The 18957-nt window shown below is 64.3% G+C and carries 13 protein-coding genes; 4 read left to right on the top strand and 9 right to left on the bottom strand.

Going from position 1 to position 18957, the window contains the following annotated elements; translation table 11 throughout:
* Positions 1–162: 162 nt before the first annotated feature.
* Together Q7P63_08830 and Q7P63_08825 are read right to left on the bottom strand one after the other, a co-directional pair.
* A complete protein-coding gene (locus Q7P63_08830) occupies positions 163–891 on the bottom strand; it encodes an aminopeptidase (GenBank protein ID MDP0500193.1) in 729 nt (242 codons plus the stop codon).
* Positions 892–922: 31 nt separating this feature from the next.
* Positions 923–3070 (bottom strand): protein-disulfide reductase DsbD family protein, encoded by a 2148-nt coding sequence (locus Q7P63_08825; protein MDP0500192.1) that lies wholly within the window; start codon positions 3068–3070, stop codon positions 923–925.
* A gap of 147 nt (positions 3071–3217) precedes the next feature.
* Here Q7P63_08825 and Q7P63_08820 point away from each other — a divergent pair, with 147 nt between their 5' ends.
* Both Q7P63_08820 and Q7P63_08815 read left to right on the top strand, forming a co-directional pair.
* A complete protein-coding gene (locus Q7P63_08820; protein MDP0500191.1) occupies positions 3218–9085 on the top strand; it encodes an MG2 domain-containing protein in 5868 nt (1955 codons plus the stop codon).
* The gene (locus Q7P63_08815; GenBank protein MDP0500190.1) at positions 9075–9458 is read left to right on the top strand and encodes a DUF423 domain-containing protein; all 384 of its coding nucleotides are present in this window, start codon (positions 9075–9077) and stop codon (positions 9456–9458) included. Before Q7P63_08820 ends, Q7P63_08815 begins: the two co-directional genes overlap by 11 nt.
* Here Q7P63_08815 and Q7P63_08810 read toward each other — a convergent pair.
* The 7 genes from Q7P63_08810 to Q7P63_08780 all read right to left on the bottom strand — a co-directional run bounded on the left by Q7P63_08810 (position 9433) and on the right by Q7P63_08780 (position 18087).
* Positions 9433–10122: an HAD-IA family hydrolase gene (locus tag Q7P63_08810; protein MDP0500189.1), complete on the bottom strand. Its 690-nt coding sequence runs from the start codon at positions 10120–10122 to the stop codon at positions 9433–9435. The two genes, Q7P63_08815 and Q7P63_08810, sit on opposite strands and share 26 nt — an antisense overlap.
* Before the next feature lie 3 nt (positions 10123–10125).
* Positions 10126–10878, bottom strand: coding sequence for a DUF4339 domain-containing protein (locus tag Q7P63_08805; GenBank protein ID MDP0500188.1), 753 nt, complete (start codon positions 10876–10878; stop codon positions 10126–10128).
* Positions 10879–11014: 136 nt separating this feature from the next.
* The gene (gene lpdA, locus Q7P63_08800; protein MDP0500187.1) at positions 11015–12418 is read right to left on the bottom strand and encodes a dihydrolipoyl dehydrogenase; all 1404 of its coding nucleotides are present in this window, start codon (positions 12416–12418) and stop codon (positions 11015–11017) included.
* A gap of 57 nt (positions 12419–12475) precedes the next feature.
* The gene (locus Q7P63_08795; GenBank protein ID MDP0500186.1) at positions 12476–13153 is read right to left on the bottom strand and encodes a hypothetical protein; all 678 of its coding nucleotides are present in this window, start codon (positions 13151–13153) and stop codon (positions 12476–12478) included.
* Positions 13150–13836 (bottom strand): hypothetical protein, encoded by a 687-nt coding sequence (locus Q7P63_08790; protein MDP0500185.1) that lies wholly within the window; start codon positions 13834–13836, stop codon positions 13150–13152. The genes Q7P63_08795 and Q7P63_08790 overlap by 4 nt, the downstream gene beginning before the upstream one ends.
* Positions 13837–13965: 129 nt before the next feature.
* On the bottom strand, positions 13966–15225 hold the full coding sequence (odhB, locus tag Q7P63_08785; protein ID MDP0500184.1) for a 2-oxoglutarate dehydrogenase complex dihydrolipoyllysine-residue succinyltransferase: 1260 nt from the start codon (positions 15223–15225) through the stop codon (positions 13966–13968).
* Between the two features lie 87 nt (positions 15226–15312).
* Positions 15313–18087 carry a 2-oxoglutarate dehydrogenase E1 component gene (locus Q7P63_08780; GenBank protein ID MDP0500183.1) on the bottom strand — a complete coding sequence of 925 codons (2775 nt, stop codon included), beginning with the start codon at positions 18085–18087 and terminating at the stop codon, positions 15313–15315.
* Positions 18088–18270: 183 nt separating this feature from the next.
* On the opposite strand from Q7P63_08780, the gene Q7P63_08775 reads away from it, so the two are divergent.
* Entirely contained in the window at positions 18271–18480 is a 210-nt protein-coding gene (locus Q7P63_08775) for a hypothetical protein (protein ID MDP0500182.1), read from the top strand.
* Between the two features lie 68 nt (positions 18481–18548).
* The gene (locus Q7P63_08770) at positions 18549–18953 is read left to right on the top strand and encodes a translation initiation factor (GenBank protein ID MDP0500181.1); all 405 of its coding nucleotides are present in this window, start codon (positions 18549–18551) and stop codon (positions 18951–18953) included.
* Positions 18954–18957: the final 4 nt, after the last annotated feature.

Raw genomic sequence — 18957 nt, 5'->3', positions numbered from 1 at the left:
ACCCGCCTACAACCTCACCAGACTCGCCAACATCATCGCGTAAAGGGCGAAGCCTGCCCACTTGAAGAACCTCGAGCCAAACCAGATCGCCAGTATCGTCTCAAAAAACATCCCAATCGGAAGATCCCCTTTTGCAGAGATATCTGGAGGGGTGCCACTGCTTTAGCTCCGGTTGGCGTATTCGCGCAGCTCCTGGGCGGCCTGTTGGTAGACCTCGCGCTTGAGGGCGAGCACCATCTTGTCGTGCGAGGCTTCGCGGTTCATGCGCGAGCTGATGCTCTCGGCACTGACGGGCTCGGTGTTGAGAACGGTCCAGTTGCCGGTGGACACGTCTATCACCGCCACTTTCAGGCGGATACGCATATGCTTCGTCTCGTCTGGGATTATTTGCCCGACGAACGGCAGCCAACTGACGCTGTTGGTGACTTCGCCTTCCTTGGTTGAGTCGACCAGACCCCAGTAGACGACCAGGGTGTCGATCCCGCCCCGGGCGGCTGCCAGGCGCAGGCGCTTGTGCAGCGGAGCCGCTTTGAAGTCATCCGGGTCGGGCTGGCCGGTAAAGGGCTCGACGCTGAAATACTCGCCCAGCGCTTCCTGCATTTCGGGATCGGGCAAGAGCGCGCCGCTCTGGATCACGAGCAGCTTTTGGCCCACCTGGAGCGGTGGGGTTGTGTGTTCGGCCAAGGCGTTCTGGATCGCCTCTTCGGTGACTTCGGTGTCGGTATTGACGCCCAACACGTCCCACTGGTCGAGCTCGCCCCGGTAGGCAACTGTGTTGTTACCGCTCGCACCATACTGGTTGGCGCGGTAGCCGGAGTTGGAAATGGAAGTGGTGGTGCAGCCAGCCAAAAGCAGCGCACTGGCGAGGACAGGAAGCAGCGGAAGTTTCACCGCCGCATCTTGGCTACGCTCACAACGTTCGTCAACTACGTGGAATCTCGTTCAGGCGGTCGAGCACGATCCCGGGCGTCAAGACCTCCGGCAGCGCCATCGGTTGATCGAGGCCGGGGCCGTAGATCACGTTAAAGGGCACGGCCGATTTGCCGAACGACTGGAGTGCTTCAGTGATCTGCGGGTCGGCGTTGGTCCAGTCGGCCTTCAGCGCCACGACTTCACGGTTCGCGAACTGGCGGCGCACCTCGTCGGAATTGAAGACGAGCTTCTTGTTGGTCTGGCAAGTCACGCACCAGCGGGCGGTGAAGTCGACATAGACGATCTTGCCCTCGGCGGCGAGTTGCTCGGCCTTGCCCGGCTCCCACTTCTGCCATTCCACGATAGGCGCGTCTTCGCTGCCGCCTTCGATTGAGGGCTGCGGGTAGGCAAGCAAGATGGCGCCGAGCAGCAACAGTGCCGTGACGCCATAGGCCGGGTAGCGGACCTTCTTCGGCTTGTGGAAGGCTCCATAGCGCCCATAGCCCCACAAGGCCAAGGCGACCACCACGAGGGCAAACAGCACCGCAAGCAAGGCATCCGGCGTGTAGCCAGCGTCTTCGGTCAACTGGCCCGCGAGCACCCACAGCAGAAAAGCCACGGTGGCATACAGCAGGAATGCCATGCCCTGCTTGAACGCTTCCATCCACGCGCCCGGCTTGGGCAGCACCTTGATCAGGTTCGGGAACGCGCTCAGCAGCAGGTAGGGCAGGGCGAGGCCGATACCGATCGACGTAAATACGGCCAAGGCCTGTACTGGCGGCAGCGTCAACGCGCTACCCAGGGCCGGAGCCAGAAACGGAGCCGCACAGGGCGTGGCGACTACCGTGGCAAGTACGCCGCTGAAGAACGACCCCTGCAGGCCATTCTTGCGTTGCAGCCCTTGGCCGACGCCGACCGCTCCCTGGCCCACCTCAAACAAGCCGCTCATGTTGAGCGCAAAGGCGAAGAGGAACAGTGCGAGGAAGAACACGAACACTGGGGACTGTAGTTGGAAGCCCCAGCCGAGGCTCTCGCCGCCCGCCCGTAGCACCAGCAGTGCGCCTGCCAAGACCCAGAAGCTGATCAGCACGCCAGCGGTGAATACGAGGCCATGCAGCACGATCTTGTTCCGCTCTTCGCCTGCCTGGCTGACGAAGCCCATCACCTTGAGGCCGAGCACGGGGAATACACAGGGCATGAGGTTGAGGATCAGGCCGCCGACGAAGGCCAGCCCGACGGCGGCCGCAAAGCCGATGGAGTCCTCCGGGGCAGCCGTGGCCATTTCGCTTCCGCCCGCGAGGGCTGCCGGTGGTTCGGTGCCGAGGGGCACATCCAGCGACCAGCCTTGCTGGTGCTGTTCGGTACCGTTACCCAGCCCCAGCACGCCTTGGAGGCGGTCGACCTCGCCCACGCCCGCCGGGTCTACGGAAAAGCTCAGCAGCTTGCCCGCCGGATCGGTGTCGACCACCGTGGGCTGCAGCGTGGGGACCAGAAAGGCCTGGCCGTCAAAGTAATACAGCTGCTCGGGCAAGTCGCTGCCGCGCACCCACAGTTGCACCGTGTCGCCCGTGCGCCATGCGGCCACCTCGGCCTGCGCCTCGTTGGGCAAGTGCGTGCGGGTTTCTTCCAGTTGGCCCGCCACCGCTTCGTTAACGGGCGGGGTGTTCGCGACTACGGGCAGCGTCAGCTCCAGCTCGGCATCGCCGGGGATGCAGACCTCCTTGCACATCAGCCAGCCCGCTTCGGCGCGCAGTGTCACCGTCTGGCCGGGCTGCAGGTCGGCGGGCGGGGTCACTGTCACCGGCAGCAGCACCGTGCCTTCGTAGACGTATTCGATCAGGCCGCCAAAATCCATCGCCATGGGCACGGGCCATTGCAGCTCTCCGGTTTGCCAGCCCTCGGGCAGGCTCCAGTTGAGGCTCGTGGCGTAGCCGGTCTGCGAGCTGCGCCAGTAGGTGTGCCAGTGGTCGTAGTGTTGCAGCTCCAGCGCGGCGGTAAAGGGCTGGCCGGGCTGGACGGCTTCGACTTCGGCCACCAGCCGCGCGTTGACGGGGTTCCTGTCGCTGAGAGGCGCGGCGGCGAGTTGCGCGAGCCCAAAGAGGCAGGCGAGCAAAAACCAGCAAGGCAGGGTGGGGGCGGTGGCCTTCGTCCAGTGCATATTGTCTATGAAGATGAATCTGGGGATTTATTCCAGTTTCTTGCGGTCAACGAAACTCGCGCCGCCGTCACGGGATGATACACTTGCATTTCTTTTTAAGAAAGTCGCGCTGCCTGCGTTTACGGTTTATCACCATACGTGCTTTTTATGTGCCATCGCCACCTCTTCCCTAAGATTTTCTGGCGTGTCAGTTTGCTTGGGCTGCTGACCGCAGCCACTCCTGCCCTGAACGCGCAGGACGCCGAGTCTGCCGCCTCCACTTCGGTGCCCGCGCCGCGCGTCGTGCCGGTGCCGGCGGCCGAGATCGACTTCGATGCCGTGATTGCGACGGCGCGCGATGCGATTGATCGGGGGCTCTACGCCGACGCGCGCGACCAGCTCGACGCCACTTTTTCGCGCCTGGGCGAAGGGCAGAAGGCACCGCCCACGGCCCGCTATCTTTATGCGATGGCGCTCTTCCGCACGCTGGACGTCAACGACCCTGTCGACGCCAACCGCTTCGAGAAGATGCAGGCCGATTTGCGCTCGCTGGCCGAAGAGCTGCAACCCTCCGACGGCAGCCGACCGGAGCCGCTTTGGGCCCGCGTGCACGAGCTGTTGGGCTACGCCGCGCTGAAGGCCCCCAATCGGGTTTATGATGAATCCAGCCGCCATTGGCGGGCCCCTCGCCGCCACTTTCGCCTGGCCCTCGACTATTGGGCCGCCTCGACGGAGGTGGAGCCTGCGCGCCAGGAATACCTGCGCCTCGTGCTCGCGCTTGCCAGCCCTTCGGATCGCGGCCTCGACTGGGAGTTCGGCCAGTATGGCGAACGCCAGTGGCTGGAAAACGCGGTCAAGATCTCGCGCACGCCCGAGGAAAAATCCCGCACGCAATACCTGCTTGCCGAGTGGTATCAGCGCAACCAGCAAGACACCACCGCGCGCCTCCGCCAAGGCGATCTGCTTCAGGCCGTCGTAGCGTTGGGCAAGTCGCCCTACCACGAGCAGGCGCTCTATGAACTCGCCCAGTGGTATGCCAGCTTTGGCCACCTCGGCTACAACGAGCAAGGCCAGACCCAGTTCGAGCCCGATTACAAGCGCACGGTGGAGCTGCTGCGCCAGTTGCTCGACCAATACCCGGAGGGGCAGGGGCGCTTCTATCGCCAGGCGCAAAATCAGCTCGAAGACCTGACGCAGCCGCAGCTCGACGTGTTTGTGCGCCACACCTTCCGCCCCGAGACGGAGGTCTTCTTCGGCCTCAACTGGCGCAACCTCGAAAACGCCGAGATCAAGGTCTACCCGACCGACCTGCTTTCCGACAACAGCCTGGAGCCGACCGGCCCTGCCATCCACACCCAGAAGCTCGACCAAAAGCCCGAGCGCCCGCACTACCAGGTGTCGCGTCAGGTGCGCCTGCCGGTCGAGCTGCCGCGCGGGGCCTACGTCGTGGTCGCCTCCGCCGGCGGCCTCGTGCGCAAGGACCGCATCCTCGTGACAGACCTCGTGATCGTGACCAAAGCCGATGCCGACCGTATTCTCGCCTTCGTGACCGATGCCGAGACCGGTGCGCCGGTGCCGGAGGCCAACGTGGAGCTGCGCTGGGGCTGGGTTGAGCCCGGCACCTCCGCCGAAGACGCGGTGTTGAAAGAGCAACTGAAGGCCGTGACCAGCACCAACGGCATTGCCGAGTGGAAGCGCCCGGAGAAGATGCGCGAAAACCCCGAGCAGCGTTCCTTCCTCGTCTGGCGCGTCATCGCGCGGAAGGAAACGCGGCAGGCCGTGGCCCATGCCAACCAATACCGTTACGTATTTCAGGAAGACACGGAGATCCAGCCGGTGCACTTCGTCTACCCCGAGCGCCCGCTCTATCGCCCGGGCGAGACGGCCCATTGGCGCATCCTTTCCCGCCTCCGCCAGTCCGATGGCAGCTACTCGACCCCCGCAGGCGATACGCTGAGCTACGAGATCCACGACGCCCAGGGCGAGATGGTCCAGAAAGGCGACTTTGCGCTCGACCGTTTCGGTGCTGGCGCGGTCGATTACCCGATCCCGGCCAACGCCCCTCTCGGCAGCTACAATGTGCGCATCCTGCAAAAGGGCGTCCGCTATGCCCGCTACTACGAGCTGTTCCGCGTGGAAGAGTTTCGCGCTCCTGAATACCGCGTCGCCGTGCAGCTCGGCCAGAGCAAGGACGGTGCGGTGCTGCTGGAGCCAGGCCAGGAGGTGCCGGGCGAAATTCAGGTCGACTACTATTCCGGCGGCGCGGTGGGTGACGCCGCTACCGTCGTGCAGATCAGCCGCCAGCCCTACGTGCACTGGTTCTGGCCGATGGAAAAGTCCCGCTGGCTTCAGCCCGCGCTGACTCGCCCGGCCTACCATCAGCAGCCGCCCGAAGTCGTCGAACGCATCGAGTTGACGACCGACTCCCGCGGCCACGCCACTTTCTCTTTCGAAACTCCGCAAGACATCGACCAAGACTGGCTCTACACTGTCGAGGTGCGGGTGCAGGACCGCTCCCGGCGCGAGATCGTCGAAACGCGTACGCTCAAGCTGACGCGTCAGCCCTACTTTGTGCAGCTCTCGACCGCACACCGCCTTTATCAGCCCGGTGACGACGTGGTGGCTACGGTCGAGACGCTCAACGCCAACGATCAGCCGGTGTCGATCCATGGCCAGTTGCGCCTCACGCGCGAACGCTGGCGTCAAGTTTACATCCATCGTCGCAAGGGCAACGAAATCTCCGGCGAATCGTGGCGTCAGTTGCCGGAGCGCGCCTTGATCGGGGCCACGCAGAGCGATTACCGCCTGAAGGATGAGGGCTTCGTGACCGAAGAGGTCGAATCCGTCGAGCTGGAGACGGGCGAAGACGGCAAGGTCGCCCACAAGTTCAAGGCGCCACAGCTGGGGTATTACAACCTGCAGTGGATCAGCCCCGGCGCCCGCGGCCTCTCCGTGACGCAAGACTCCCCGTTTTGGGTGGCGCAGCCCGGCGACGTGCGTATCGGCTACCGCCCCGGCGGCGTCGAGATCATCATGGACGAGCGCGAGATCAAGATCGGCGAAAAGCTGCCGGTGCTGATCACGGTGCCCACGCCCAACCGCCACGTGTGGCTCGTGCGCGGCGCCGACTCGATCCAGGACTATCAGGTGCTGAAGTTCGACGGTCGGGCCAAGCTGCTCAGCCTGCCCATCACCGCCGCCGATGCTCCTAACACGGGCCTCGAAGCCTCGATGATCAGCGGCGGCGAGCTTTTCATGAACTATGTCGAGCTGGTCGTGCCGCCGACCCCGCAGTTCCTCGACGTAGAAGTCGAGGCCGATGCGGAAGGCTATACGCCCGGCAGCGAGGCGCGGCTCAACCTCACGGTCAAGGACCAGAGCGGCAAGCCCGTCGTCGGCAGCTTTTCGCTGGCGATGGTAGATGCCTCGCTCGACAGCCTGCTGCCCGGTTACGAGGTGCCCGACATCCAGAAAGCCTTTTACCAGGACAAACGCTGGCACCGCATCCAAACCGGCAGCAGCGTGCAGGAACGCCCCTTTTATCAGCCGCTGGGCGATGATGACGACGCACCCGCCCCGGCTGATGAGGAGATTTACGAGCTGCAGGGGTTTGGTGGTGTGGCCGCCCGCGGCATGGCCGAAGCCGCACCGATGATGGCGATGGACATGAAGGCGCAAGGCGCACCGACGGCCTCCCCGGGAGACCTCGCCACCCCGGCACTGCGGCAGGATTTCCGTTTCAGTGCCTACTGGAGCCCGAGCGTTGTGACCAACGAGCAGGGGCAGGCGCAAGTCAGCGTCAAGCTGCCGGATAACCTGACCGAGTGGCGCGTCACCACCATCGGCGCCGACACCGGCAGCCGGGTGGGGCAGGCCGAGCTGCGCACTGCCACGCGCCTGCCGTTGATCGCGCGCCTCAACATGCCCCGCTTCCTCTATGAGGGCGACGACGTGGTGCTCAGCGGCGTGCTCAACAACAACACCTACAGCCCGCTGGACGTAACGGTTGTGCTCGAGGTGCCTAAAGGCCTGCAACTGAAGGGCGAGGCGCGCCAGAAGATCACCGTGCCGGCGCGCAACAGCCGTCGCCTCGACTGGTCGGCCAAGGCGCTCGCCGCGGGGGAATACGCGGTGAAGCTCGACGCCCGCAGCCAGCTCTATGCCGACGCGGTCGAGCTGAAGCTGCCGGTGGCCGAACCGCTCCAGGATCGCCAGGTGACCTGGGCGGGGAGGACGGCTCATAACGTGACCGACCTCGTGCTGCAGCTGCCCAAGAATCTCGACGCGGCCGACCCGCAAGTGCGCTTCAGCGTCTCGCCCACCATTGCCGATTCGATGCTCGGAGCACTGCCCTACCTCGTCAATTACCCGTATGGCTGCACCGAGCAGACGCTCAGCCGCTTTGTCCCGGCGCTGGTCGTGCGCAAGGCCTTGACCGACCTCGGCTACGAGCCCGAGCAGGTGCAGCGCGCCTTGGCCGAGCGCATGGGGTGGGATTTCGTGCCCGAGGAATCCGAAACCGGGTTGCCGGACTTGGATGCCGTGATCGAGCAAGGCCTCAAGCGCCTCTACGAGAGCCAGTTGGCCGACGGTAGCTGGCCGTGGATCGCGGGCGGTGAGAGTGATGTCTACATGACGGGCTACGCCGTCTGGGCCCTCACGCTGGCCGAGCAAACCGGCTTGGCGATCGAGGAAAAGCGGCTCGAACAGGCCCGCCAGTTCATCGAAATGCGCCTGATGGAGGCCTCATCGCAGCCCGCCCTGCAGGCTTGGCTCGTGCAGGCCCTTTCCGCCCGCCACCGCACGCTGACCAACGAGACGCCCGGCCAGCCCAGCCGTTTTGAGGCCCGTGCCTTCCTCAACCTCTTCAATCAGCGCGAGCGTCTCAGCCCGCAGACGCTGGCCCATCTGGCCCTCGCCGCCGTCGACTTCGGCTTCGAGCGCGAGGCGGAGACGCTGGTCGGTATGCTGCGCAACACCGTGAAGCGCGATACCAGTCCTTCGCAGAGCATCCTCTTGCCCGTCTCGCAGACCCAAGGGGCCAACGATCTCCCGGTGGCCTATTGGGGCGAGCGGCAGGACTGGTGGCGCTGGTATGAGAGCGGCGAAGAATCGACCGCCTGGGCGCTGATGGCCATGCTGCACGCCGATCCCGGCAATGCCTTGGTCGATCCGGCCATGCACTGGCTGGTGCGTAGCCGTCAGGCCGCCCGCTGGTCCAACACCCGCTCGACCGCCATCTCGGTTTTGGCGTTGACCGAATACCTCCTGATCGAGGGCGAGATGGACGTCTCCAGCAACTGGAGCATGGAAGTCAACGGCCAAACGGTGGCGCAGGGTGAGCTGAGCTTCAACAACCTGCTCGGCCAGCAAGGCACCTACACCGTGCCCCGTGCGGCGCTCAAGCCGGGCGAAAACCAGCTGCGCATCCGCCGCAGCGCGGGCGAGGTGCCGCTCTACTATCGCGTGTCTGCCAGCTATCAGGCGGGGCCGGAAGACTTCAAGCCCTACGGCTTCCAGCTCTTCCTCGACCGCCAGTATCTGCAGATTACCGCCGTGCCGACCCTCTTGCAGGGCTTCAAGGAGCAGATCCTGAAGCTGGGCGAGCCCCACCGCGTGGCCTCGGGCGACCGGATCGACGTCTTGCTGCGCCTCGACGCCAAGAACAACCTCGAATACCTGTTGATCGAAGACCCGAAGCCCGCCGGCCTCGAAACCGTCCAGCAGCTCAGCGGGGCCAATCTCGTAGCGCGTGAGCTCGACCCGACCGCCCCGGCCAACGCGGGCGACGACGAGCGCTACACCGGCCGCACCGCCTGGGTCTATCAGGAGTTGCGCGACCGCAAGGTGGCTCTGATGATCCCGCGCCTGCCCACCGGCATCTGGGAGATCCGTTATCGCTTGCGTGCGGAGGCCCCCGGTGAGTTTATCGCGCTGCCCACCAAGGGCACGGCCATGTATGTGCCGCCGATCGAGGCAGGCACGGCCGACCACACCTTCGAAGTGAACGACAAGGAGACCTCCGATGCAGAGTAGACTCACTTGGATTGCTGCCGTCGTCGGCGCGCTTGGCATTGCCCTGGGCGCGTTTGGTGCCCACGCGCTCGAGCCGCAGTTGCGCGAGCTGCAGCGCCTCGACACTTGGCATACCGCCACGCAATACCACCTCATCCACGCGGTAGCGCTGCTTGCGCTGGCGGTGGCGGATGGGTTGCGCCCCTCGTCGCGCCTGCGGGTGGTGGGCTACATCTTCACCCTCGGGGTGATCGTTTTTTCCGGCAGCCTCTACCTGCTGGGCTTCGGTGCCCCGGGGTGGTTTGGCGCCATCACGCCCATCGGCGGCCTGGCCTTTATCGCAGGCTGGGCACTGTTGCCCTGGGCGTTCAAGGCAGCTCCAGCAGCGTCTTGACCTTCGACCATACGTAGCCGAGGCCGCTCTCTGGGTTTACCAGCAGGGCGTGCCAGCCGGCCTCGAGTGCTCCCGCGTAATCGGCGCGCTCGCTGTCCCCGACGTGCAGGATTTCTCCTCCTGCGAAGCCCATGGCCTGCTCCACCGCTGCAAACGCGGCTGGGGCAGGCTTTTCTGCGCCAATCTCGCCCGAGAGGAAGAAGCCGTCGAAGGCGTCCAGCAGGTCCAGCTCGCGGAACACCTGGCGGAAGCGGTCGTCGGCATTGCTCAGCAGCGCGACACGGAGCCCGAGCGACTTGAGGTCGTGCAGCAGATCGCGCGTGCCATGCTGTAGCCGCCAGCGTTTGGCGGTGGCGAAAGCTTGCCACAAGTCCTCGAAAAACGCGTCGAAGCAATCGGCGGGCGGCGTGCGACCGCCGAAGGTCTCACGCACCACCAGGCGCCAGAAGTCGCGGTCGTCGCGAATGTTTAGCGAGGGCCGAGGCTGCTGGCTCAGGTGCTTGAAGGCATCCGCGAACCGGGTTTCAACCGCCTTCGGCTCTACGGTCACGCCATAGGCAGATGCGATCTCGGCGTAGACTTCGCCTACGCTCGGGTGCGGAAAAATGAGGGTGCCCGCCGCATCAAACACGACGAGCTTCAGTTGCGCGGTAGGGGCTCGCAAAACTTACAGGAAAAGGGCCACTACGGCGATCAGGCCAGCTACGATGAGCACGGAGACGAGCAGCATCAGCCAGGTGGGCATTTCGCCCTTGGCGGCCGGCGCGGGCTCAGGTGCTGCTTTGGGCGGCGTGGTGGCCTTGACTCCCGGGGGCGGCTGGATGCCCTGGATCGATTGCGGGGCGGGGGTGGCAGGCAAAGGCGCGTGCGGGATGGATTCGACGCTCGGGGTGGTGGGCGTCTGCACGGTTTCGAAGGGGTGGGGCGGGGCCGCTGGCTTGCGCGGTGCAGGGGCCGGCTTTTCTTCCGGCTCGGGCTCCTCTTCCGGCTCCTTGGAGCTGATGCTATGCAGCACGGGCGGCGGCTTCGGCTTGGAGCGGGTGGGCGTCTGCTCGGGCTCTTCGTCCGTCATGTCGAGTTCCTCATCGTCGAGCGCGGCCCACTCGTCGTCGCGAGCGGCCTCGGCTTCCTCCTCCAGGGGGTCGTCGTGCCGGCTACGCTCTTCAAAATCCTCGGCCCCGGCAAAGGCGTCGCCTGCCAGGTCGGCATCTTCGTAGTTCCGGGCGGTGGAGTCGTAGACTTCCGGCATTTCGTCGAAAAACTCGACCAGCTCCGTTTCGGCGGCCGGCACGGCTGCACCCTGGCCCTCGCGGCGGACGAGCGTATCGGCGGAGACCTCGCCATTCATGATGCGCTCCACAATTTCCTCGGAGGAAATCGGGCCGAATTCTTCACCGTCCACCTCGTAGAACCATTTCATGGCCTTCAAGATAGGAAGCCCAGCGCCTAGGGTAAAGGAGATTTGGAAACCATGTTGCTGAGGCGTTAAGCCCAGGCCGCAAAAAAAGCCCGTCCGGTAGAAGGACGGGCTGGGAAAGTGGGGTTGGCGGCGAAGCCTAGATGGCGTGGATCGCAGCCTTGCCGACGGCCAGGGCCGCTTCCTTGATCGACTCGCTCACGGTGGGGTGCGCGTGCACGGTGCGGCCCAGGTCTTCCGCGCTGCCGCCGTAGACCATGTGGCCGACGACGCTGGCGATCATTTCCGAAGCGCCGCGGCCGATAATGGCGGCCCCGAGCAAGCGGTCGGTCTTGGCATCGGCGATGATCTTCACGATGCCGTCGGTCGCGTCTTGTGCCACGGCGCGGCCATTGGCCGCGAGGTTGAACTTGCCGACCTTCACCTCGATGCCCTTTTCCTTCGCCGCGCGTTCGGTCAGGCCTACGCTGGCGATTTCCGGGTCGGTATAGATCACGCCCGGCATCAGGTTCCAATCTACATGGCCTGCCTTACCGGCGATCCACTCGGCCACCGCCACGCCGTCTTCCTCGGCCTTGTGGGCGAGCATCGGGCCCGCGATCACGTCGCCGATGGCCCAGACGCCCTTGGCGCTGGTGCGCAGGTGGTCGTCCACCTTTACGCGGCCACGCTCGTCGAGCTCCACGCCCGCCTTGTCGAGGCCGAGGCCTTGGGTGAACGCCTTGCGGCCCACGGAAAGCAGCACCTTCTCGGCTTCAAAGGTCACTTCTTTGCCCTTTTGCTCGGCCTTGAGCGTCACGACGCCGTCCTTGATCTCGGCACCCGTCACCTTGGTGTTGGTGTGGATGGTGAGGCCCTGCTTCTTGAAGATGCGTTCGGCCAGCTTGGAAATATCGTCGTCGGAGCCGGCGGCGATGGTGGGCAGGAATTCGACCACCGTCACATCGCTGCCGAGGCGCGACCACACGCAGCCCAGCTCGAGACCGATTGCGCCGCCACCGATTACGAGCATGCGCGGCGGCACCTTGTCGAAGGCAATCGCTTCGGTGCTGGAGACCACGTGATCACCGTCGAATTTGAGGAAGGGCAACTCCACCGGCACGGAACCGGTCGCGAGGATGATGTTCTTGCCCTCAATCGTCTGCGCGTCGCCTTCGGCGGGGGTCACCTTGACCTTGCCGGAGCCTTGTAGCTCGCCGGTGCCCTGGAAGACCTTCACCTCGCGCTTGTCGAGCAGCATCTTCACGCCGCCGTTCATGCGCTTGACCACCTCGTCCTTGCGCTTCATCAGCTGGGCGAGGTCGAGCTCGAGGCCCTGGACCTTCACCCCGTGGTTTTCGCTGTGGCCCACCTCGCGGTAAAATTCCGAGCTGTGGAGGAGCGCCTTGCTGGGGATGCAACCCACATTGAGGCAGGTGCCACCGAGAGCGGCATCGCGTTCCACCACGGCGGTTTTCAGCCCGAGCTGGGCGCAGCGGATCGCACACACGTAGCCCCCGGGGCCGGAGCCGATCACAATGACATCGAAAGAGGTATCAGACATGACTAGCCGCCAGCCTGCACGGTTTCCGGTCGCTTGGCAAGGACGCGCGCCTATTCCTCAACGTTGACCGTGCCGGTTTCCGGTATTCGAGAGTCCTTGAGGGCTGAGCGAGGTTTCCCCCGCCACGACGCGGCGGATCAAGGCCCGGAAAACGCCCTCGCTGATCACTTCCGACGAGCCAAATTCAAGGTGCTGGGGTCCTTCCCACGCCCCGATCTCCGCATACTGGGTTTCGCTCTCGGGCGTGCGGTGCAGGCGGCTCATCTCAAGCGTATAGTAGCTGTGGATGCCCGCTGGTGCCGGGTAAACAAAGGTCGCGTAGTAGGCCTGCGGGAAGAACTGCGGTTCCGGGAAGGTAATGAAATAGATCGTGCTGCCGTCTGCTCCGTTCTCGATGCTCAACTGCACCTCGTTGCGCTGGGCTGGCACGTAGGCGGGGGCTGCATCGGCCATCGAATCCCAGAGGCGGCGCAGGTATTCGACGCCCTGCCTGTTCAGCTCGGTCGCCAGCAGCTCTGCGTCGTTGTAAATCGCATGGGGCAGGGCGCGATGGGCGAAGTAGTAGTGTGCGCGGTGCTGCTGCTGTTCGGCTTCGGTAATGGGCTCCATCCACACCTCGCCCATCGCGGTGGCGGCGGCTTCTGCGGCTTTGGCGGCCTTCGATTCGGCGGTTTCGCAGCCGGTGAGGCCGAGCAGGCTCAGCGTAGTGAGGAGAAATAGGGGGGCGCGGTTCATGAAGCGGGCACGGCGGGCGTTTCGTCAGAGGGCTGGGTTTGCACATCCTGGGTCGCGTCGATCTGCTCGGCAAAGGGTGCCTGCAGGGATTCGCGGACGAGGTCGGCGAAGTCCTGACTGTTCATGACATCGTACATGCCGAGGTTGTAGTGCGTCAGGCCGTCCCATGCCCCGAAAAAGGCGAGCTGTAGCTGCATGTCGGGCCGGCCGCTGCCATCCTCGATCAGGAAGCTTTTCTCCAGCGTGTAATAGCTCGGGCGGTCGGCGCGGCTGGGCACGACTACGGCCACACGGTAGGCCTGGGGCGTGAATTCCGGTGGCGGCAGCTCGATCACGTAGATCTTGGAATCGGCTTCGGCTCCCTCGAAGGCTTCGGCGCGGATCTGCTCGACGTGCTGGTTCACGTAGTCGACGTTGATATCTTCCAGCTCGAACCAGAGGCGGCGAAGGTAGATCTCGGGCCAGGAGGCGAGCCCGCGCGCGATGTCGTCGGGCTCGTTCTTGACGATTCCGGGGAGCATGCGGTGCGCAAAAAGGTAGTGCACGGCGTGGCGCTGCTGCAGCTCAGGACTCGCGTCGGGGCTTACGAATTGCAGCGTGGCGGTGGGCTGGGTGACGCAGCCGCCGAAGAAGCCCGCGACGAGCAACAGGCACAAGAGGTAGAGGCGGGGGGCGCGTTTCATGGGCTGGAGCCGCCATCACGGCGGGTAGTGCGTATGGCCTACGCGACTTCGCCCCCCTTGTCAGCATAAAACAAAACGGCCCGCAGCGGTGTTTCGCCACGGGCCGGAAAGGGAAAGCGCGGAAACGCCTTAGATGCCGAAGAGCAGGCGGGTCGGGTCTTCGATGGCCTGCTTCACCTTCACGAGGAAGGTCACGGCTTCCTTGCCGTCGATCTGGCGGTGGTCGTAGGAGAGGGCGACATACATCATCGGGCGGATGACGACCTGGCCGTTTTCGGCCATCGGGCGCTCCACGATGTTGTGCATTCCCAGGATCGCGCTCTGCGGGCGGTTGATGATCGGGGTCGAGAGCATCGAGCCGAAGATACCGCCGTTGGTGATCGTGAACACGCCACCCTGCAGGTCTTCGATCGTGATCTTCCCGTCCTTGGCCTTCTTGGCGTAGTCGAGGATGTCCTGCTCGATCTGGGCAAAGCTCTTCTGGTCGGCATCGCGCACGACGGGCACCATCAGGCCGCGCGGGGTGCTCATGGCGAGGCCGATGTCGTAGTAGTGGTTGGTCACCACTTCGTCGCCCTCGATCTGGGCGTTGACTTCGGGCACGGCCTTGAGCGCGTGGACCACGGCCTTGGTAAAGAAGCTCATGAAGCCGAGCTTCACACCATGCTGCTTCACAAAGGCGTCCTGGTGCGTCTTGCGCAGCGTCATGACAGGCTCCATGTTGACCTCGTTGAAGGTCGTGAGCATGGCGGTCTCCTGCGTGGCTTCGACCAGGCGCTTGGCGATGGTCTTGCGCAGGGGCGTCATCTTCTTGCGCGTCTGGCGCTCGCCGGCGGAGGGCTTGGGCGCGGCAGGCTTCGGGGCCGGGGCATCGGCCTTGGCGGCCTTCTCCGGGGCGGAGCCCTTGCGCTCGACGGCTTCGAGCATGTCGCCCTTGGTCACGCGACCGCCCTTGCCGGAGCCGTCGACACCCTTGGGGTCGACACCCGATTCTTCGGCAATGCGGCGCACGGCGGGGCTCTGGTGCTCGTTGCCCCCTTGCTTGACTGCCTTTTGCTCCGGCGAGTCAGACTCGGCCTTGACCGGCTCCTTCTCGGAGGTGGAGGGCTCCTGCTTGGCGCCTTCGTCCTTGGCCTTGCTGTCGCCGCCACTCGCGCTCTCGTCGATTTCGGCCACGACGGCTCCGATCTCCACCTCGTCGCCTTCGGCGGCCTTCAGGGTGATCTTGCCGGCGACTTCGGCGGTGCCTTCCGACGTGATCTTGTCGGTCTCGAGGTCGTAGAGCGTTTGGCCAGCTTCGACCATGTCGCCATCCTGCACGTGCCAGGTGGCGAGAATGCCGGAACTGATGGATTCTCCGAGGGCGGGTATTTTGACTTCGGTAGCCATGAGGAGCTGATCGGTAAAGTGACGGGCGGTCGTTACAGGATGGAACGACCGCGCCGCCGGGTCAATCGAAAGGACGGGATAGAGGAGTTAGGCGGTGAGGGTGAAGGCAGCCTTGACGAGGTCTTGCTGCTCCTTGAGGTGCACCCCGAGGGAGCCTACGGCCGGGCTGGCGGCGGCATCGCGACCGGCATACAGCGGGCGGCGACCGATCACCTTCTCCAGGCGCGGCATGAGGAAGGTCCAGGCGCCCATGTTTTCGGGCTCTTCCTGGCACCACACGATATTTTCGTAGCTCGCGTATTGCTGCAGGATCTCGCCCAGCAACTCGCCGTTGAAGGGGTAGAACTGCTCGACGCGCACGATGGCGGTGTCCTTGATCTCGTTGTCGCGGCGGTAGGCGATGAGGTCGTAATAGACCTTGCCGGAGCACATGATGACGCGCTTCGGGGTCGTCACTTCCTCGGCATCCGGGAGGATGGAGCGGAAGCAGCTTTCGGTAAATTCCGCCTTCTTGCTCACGCACTCCTTGTGGCGCAGCAGGCTCTTCGGGGCCATCATGATGAGCGGCTTGCGGAAGTCGCGATGCATCTGGCGGCGCAGGATGTGGAAGAGCTGGGCCGGGGTGGAAACGTTGGCCACCTGGATGTTGTCTTCCGCGCAGAGCTGCAGGAAGCGCTCGAGGCGGGCGCTGGAGTGCTCGGGGCCCTGGCCTTCGTAGCCGTGGGGGAGGAGCATCACGAGGCCGCTCACGCGCTGCCACTTCGTCTCGCTGGAGACGATAAACTGGTCGATGATGACCTGCGCACCGTTCACGAAGTCGCCAAATTGGGCCTCCCACATGCAGAGCATGTTGGGGTAGTCGAGCGAGTAACCGTAGTCGAAGCCGAGCACCGCCGCTTCGGAGAGCAGCGAGTTGTGCACGCAGAGCATGCCTTCGCGCTTCTCCATTTGCATCAGCGGGATGTACTTCTCGCGCGTCACGGCGTCGAACAGCACCGCGTGGCGATGGCTGAAGGTGCCGCGTTGCACGTCCTGACCGCTGAGGCGCACATGGTAGCCTTCCAGCATCAGCGTGCCCCAGGCGAGGGACTCGGCAAAAGCCCAGTCGATGCCCTCGTCGTCCTGGTAATTCTTGAGCTTGGTCTCCAGCTGGCGCTTGATCTTCGGGTTCAGGTTAAACCCGTCGGGGATGCGCGTCAGCTCTTCGGCCACGTAGTTCAGCTCGTTGGTGTCGACGGCAGTATTGACGTCGCGGAAGGCGTAGCCGGGCTGGTAATTGGCCACGTGCGCTTCTTCCGGCGGCACCACTTCGTCGCCATCGGCCTCCTTCTGCTTCATCTCTTCGTAGCTGCGCTCCAGGGCGTCGTGGCGGCGCTTGACGATGGCCTCCATGTCTTCCTTGGTGCCGACGCCCGATGCGATCAGCTTGGGCCCGTAGATGTCGCTGACATTCGGGTGATCCTTGATCTGCTTGTAGAGGGTGGGCTGGGTAAAGGCCGGCTCGTCGCTCTCGTTGTGGCCGTGGCGGCGGTAGCAATACATGTCGATCACCACGTCGCGACCGAACTTCTGGCGAAACTCAAGGGCGAGCAGCGTCACCCACACCACGGCTTCGGGGTCGTCGCCGTTGACGTGGAAGATCGGGGCTTCGATCATCTTGGCCACGTCGGTGCAATAGAGCGACGAGCGGGCCTCGGCCGGGTCGGTGGTAAAGCCGATCTGGTTGTTGATGATGAAGTGGATCGTGCCGCCGGTCTGATAGCCGGGCAGCTGGGAGAAATTGAGCACTTCGGCCACGACGCCCTGGCCGGCAAATGCCGCGTCGCCATGGATCAGGAGGGGCACCACCTGCTTGCGCTCCGCCGTGTCGCCACGCAAGCGCTGGTGGGCACGCGCACGGCCTTCGGCCACCGGGTTGACGGCTTCGAGGTGAGAGGGGTTGGCCGTGAGGTGCAGCTCCACCTGGCCCTCGCCGGCCGTGCTGTCGACGGTGGAGGAGTAGCCGAGGTGGTACTTTACGTCGCCGTCGCCATGCTTGGTATCGGGCACGTAGTTGGGCGAAAACTCGTGGAAAATGGTCGCAAACGGCTTGCGCAGCACGTTGGCCAGCACGTTGAGGCGGCCGCGGTGGGCCATGCCCATAATGATCTCCTTCACGTCGTGCAGCGGGCTCACGTAGACCATGCTGTCGATGGCCGCGATGAGGGTTTCCGCGCCTTCGAGGCCGAAGCGCTTTTGGCCGACGTAGCGGGTGTGGAGAAACTTTTCGAACTGCTCGGCCTTGATCAGGCGGTCGAGGATGCGGCCCTTTTGCGCGGCGTCGAACTGGGGCCGGTTGCGATTCGGCTCCATCTTGCTCTGCAGCCAGCGGCGGATCGGCGTCTCCTGGATGTGGAGGTATTCCACGCCGATGGAGCCGCAATAGGTCTCATTGAGCGCATCCAGCAGGTCGCGGACGGACATGTAGGTGCCATCCATGTAATTACCCGTCCAGTAGACTTCGTCGAGGTCGGCTTCTTCAAAGCCGAGGCGCTCCAGCGTCAGGCGCGGGTTGCTCGGGGCTTCGCCCTCCTTGTAGAGCGGATTGATGTTGGCCTGGGTGTGCCCGATCGAGCGATAAGCGTAGATGGCGCCGGTAAAGCGGGCCTGCTTGATCGCCCGGTGCTGGGCATCCTGATCGCTCGGGGCGCTGGCCGCACTGCCGTTTACACCCGGGGCGGAGCCGCCTCCGGCCGCCAGCATAAAGCCTTCGAAAAAGGCTTGCCAGGTCGGGTCGATCGAAGCGGGGTCCTCTTGCCAACGGGCGTAGTTCTCGTCAATCAGGTCAGCGTTCCAGCGGGTCGCAAATGTCGGATTCTTCATGAGCCTTCACTCAGCAGTCTGCGGTTGAGCAATATCCTATTGTCAATCAACGCGGGGTGCTTGCAACCGTTTCTGGCCTTTAGAGCCTGATGATAAGCTGCGAAAATGCCGCGCATGTTTCTTATAAGTATGTACCCACCAGCGGCGGCTTGCCAAGCGGGCGGGTTACTTCACCATATCGGCATGAATTACGCCGAGATCAACGAAGCCCTCGAAGTGGTCGTCCAGCCCGGGCAGGCGCAGGGCCTCAGCCTTTCCGAGGCGCTGCAACGCCTCGACGCCGCTCACGCGCAGCCGGAGTTGAAGCGCGCACACCCTCACCTGCGCCACTATCTGCAAAACCGTTCTTACCAGAAGGCGCATGCTTATCTGCGTGAGCATCAGCTCGTTTAGGTGGAGCCGTTGCCGAGGGGACTGCGGCAGAGGGTTGCAATCCATCGGCGTTTGCCAACACTCCCGCCATGGCTGATTCACGCAAGCGTATCTCGACCGAAGGAGGCTCCGGCCTGGGGCAAAGCGCTTTTAGCTCTCTCGATGGGCTGGGGGAGCTGGCGGCTCTGCCACGCCGCGAAACCCTAAATGCGCCGTCTCCGGCCTTGGGGGCGCCCGCCCGCAAGAAGCCCCGCATGCGCGTCGACGTACGCCGTGTGAAGGCTGGGCGAGGGGGCAAGACGGTGACGGAAATCAGCGGCTTTATCGGCTTGGGCGAGCCGGAGCTGCAGGCGCTCGTGCAACGCCTCAAGACCGCCCTCGGCACGGGCGGCACCGTCCGCGGTCAAGCCATCGAGGTGCAGGGCGACCGGGTCGAAGCGGTGATGGAGCGTTTGGAGGCCGAAGGCTTCCGCGCCGTGCGCAGTGGCGGCTAACGGC

It is taken from the genome of Verrucomicrobiota bacterium JB022, assembly GCA_030673845.1.
GTDB lineage: Bacteria > Verrucomicrobiota > Verrucomicrobiia > Opitutales > Oceanipulchritudinaceae > WOUP01.
The sequence above is the reverse complement of the archived record's forward strand: the minus strand, read 5'-3'. Positions and strand labels throughout refer to the sequence as shown.

Bases quoted from the DNA above. Each gene is read 5' to 3' on its own strand.
- Q7P63_08825 (MDP0500192.1), bottom strand. From the start codon at position 3,070: ATGCACTGGACGAAGGCCACCGCCCCCACCCTGCCTTGCTGGTTTTTG.
- Q7P63_08820 (MDP0500191.1), top strand. From the start codon at position 3,218: ATGTGCCATCGCCACCTCTTCCCTAAGATTTTCTGGCGTGTCAGTTTG.
- Q7P63_08815 (MDP0500190.1), top strand. From the start codon at position 9,075: ATGCAGAGTAGACTCACTTGGATTGCTGCCGTCGTCGGCGCGCTTGGC.
- Q7P63_08805 (MDP0500188.1), bottom strand. From the start codon at position 10,878: ATGAAATGGTTCTACGAGGTGGACGGTGAAGAATTCGGCCCGATTTCC.
- lpdA (MDP0500187.1), bottom strand. From the start codon at position 12,418: ATGTCTGATACCTCTTTCGATGTCATTGTGATCGGCTCCGGCCCCGGG.
- Q7P63_08795 (MDP0500186.1), bottom strand. From the start codon at position 13,153: ATGAACCGCGCCCCCCTATTTCTCCTCACTACGCTGAGCCTGCTCGGC.
- Q7P63_08790 (MDP0500185.1), bottom strand. From the start codon at position 13,836: ATGAAACGCGCCCCCCGCCTCTACCTCTTGTGCCTGTTGCTCGTCGCG.
- odhB (MDP0500184.1), bottom strand. From the start codon at position 15,225: ATGGCTACCGAAGTCAAAATACCCGCCCTCGGAGAATCCATCAGTTCC.
- Q7P63_08780 (MDP0500183.1), bottom strand. From the start codon at position 18,087: ATGAAGAATCCGACATTTGCGACCCGCTGGAACGCTGACCTGATTGAC.
- Q7P63_08775 (MDP0500182.1), top strand. From the start codon at position 18,271: ATGAATTACGCCGAGATCAACGAAGCCCTCGAAGTGGTCGTCCAGCCC.
- Q7P63_08770 (MDP0500181.1), top strand. From the start codon at position 18,549: ATGGCTGATTCACGCAAGCGTATCTCGACCGAAGGAGGCTCCGGCCTG.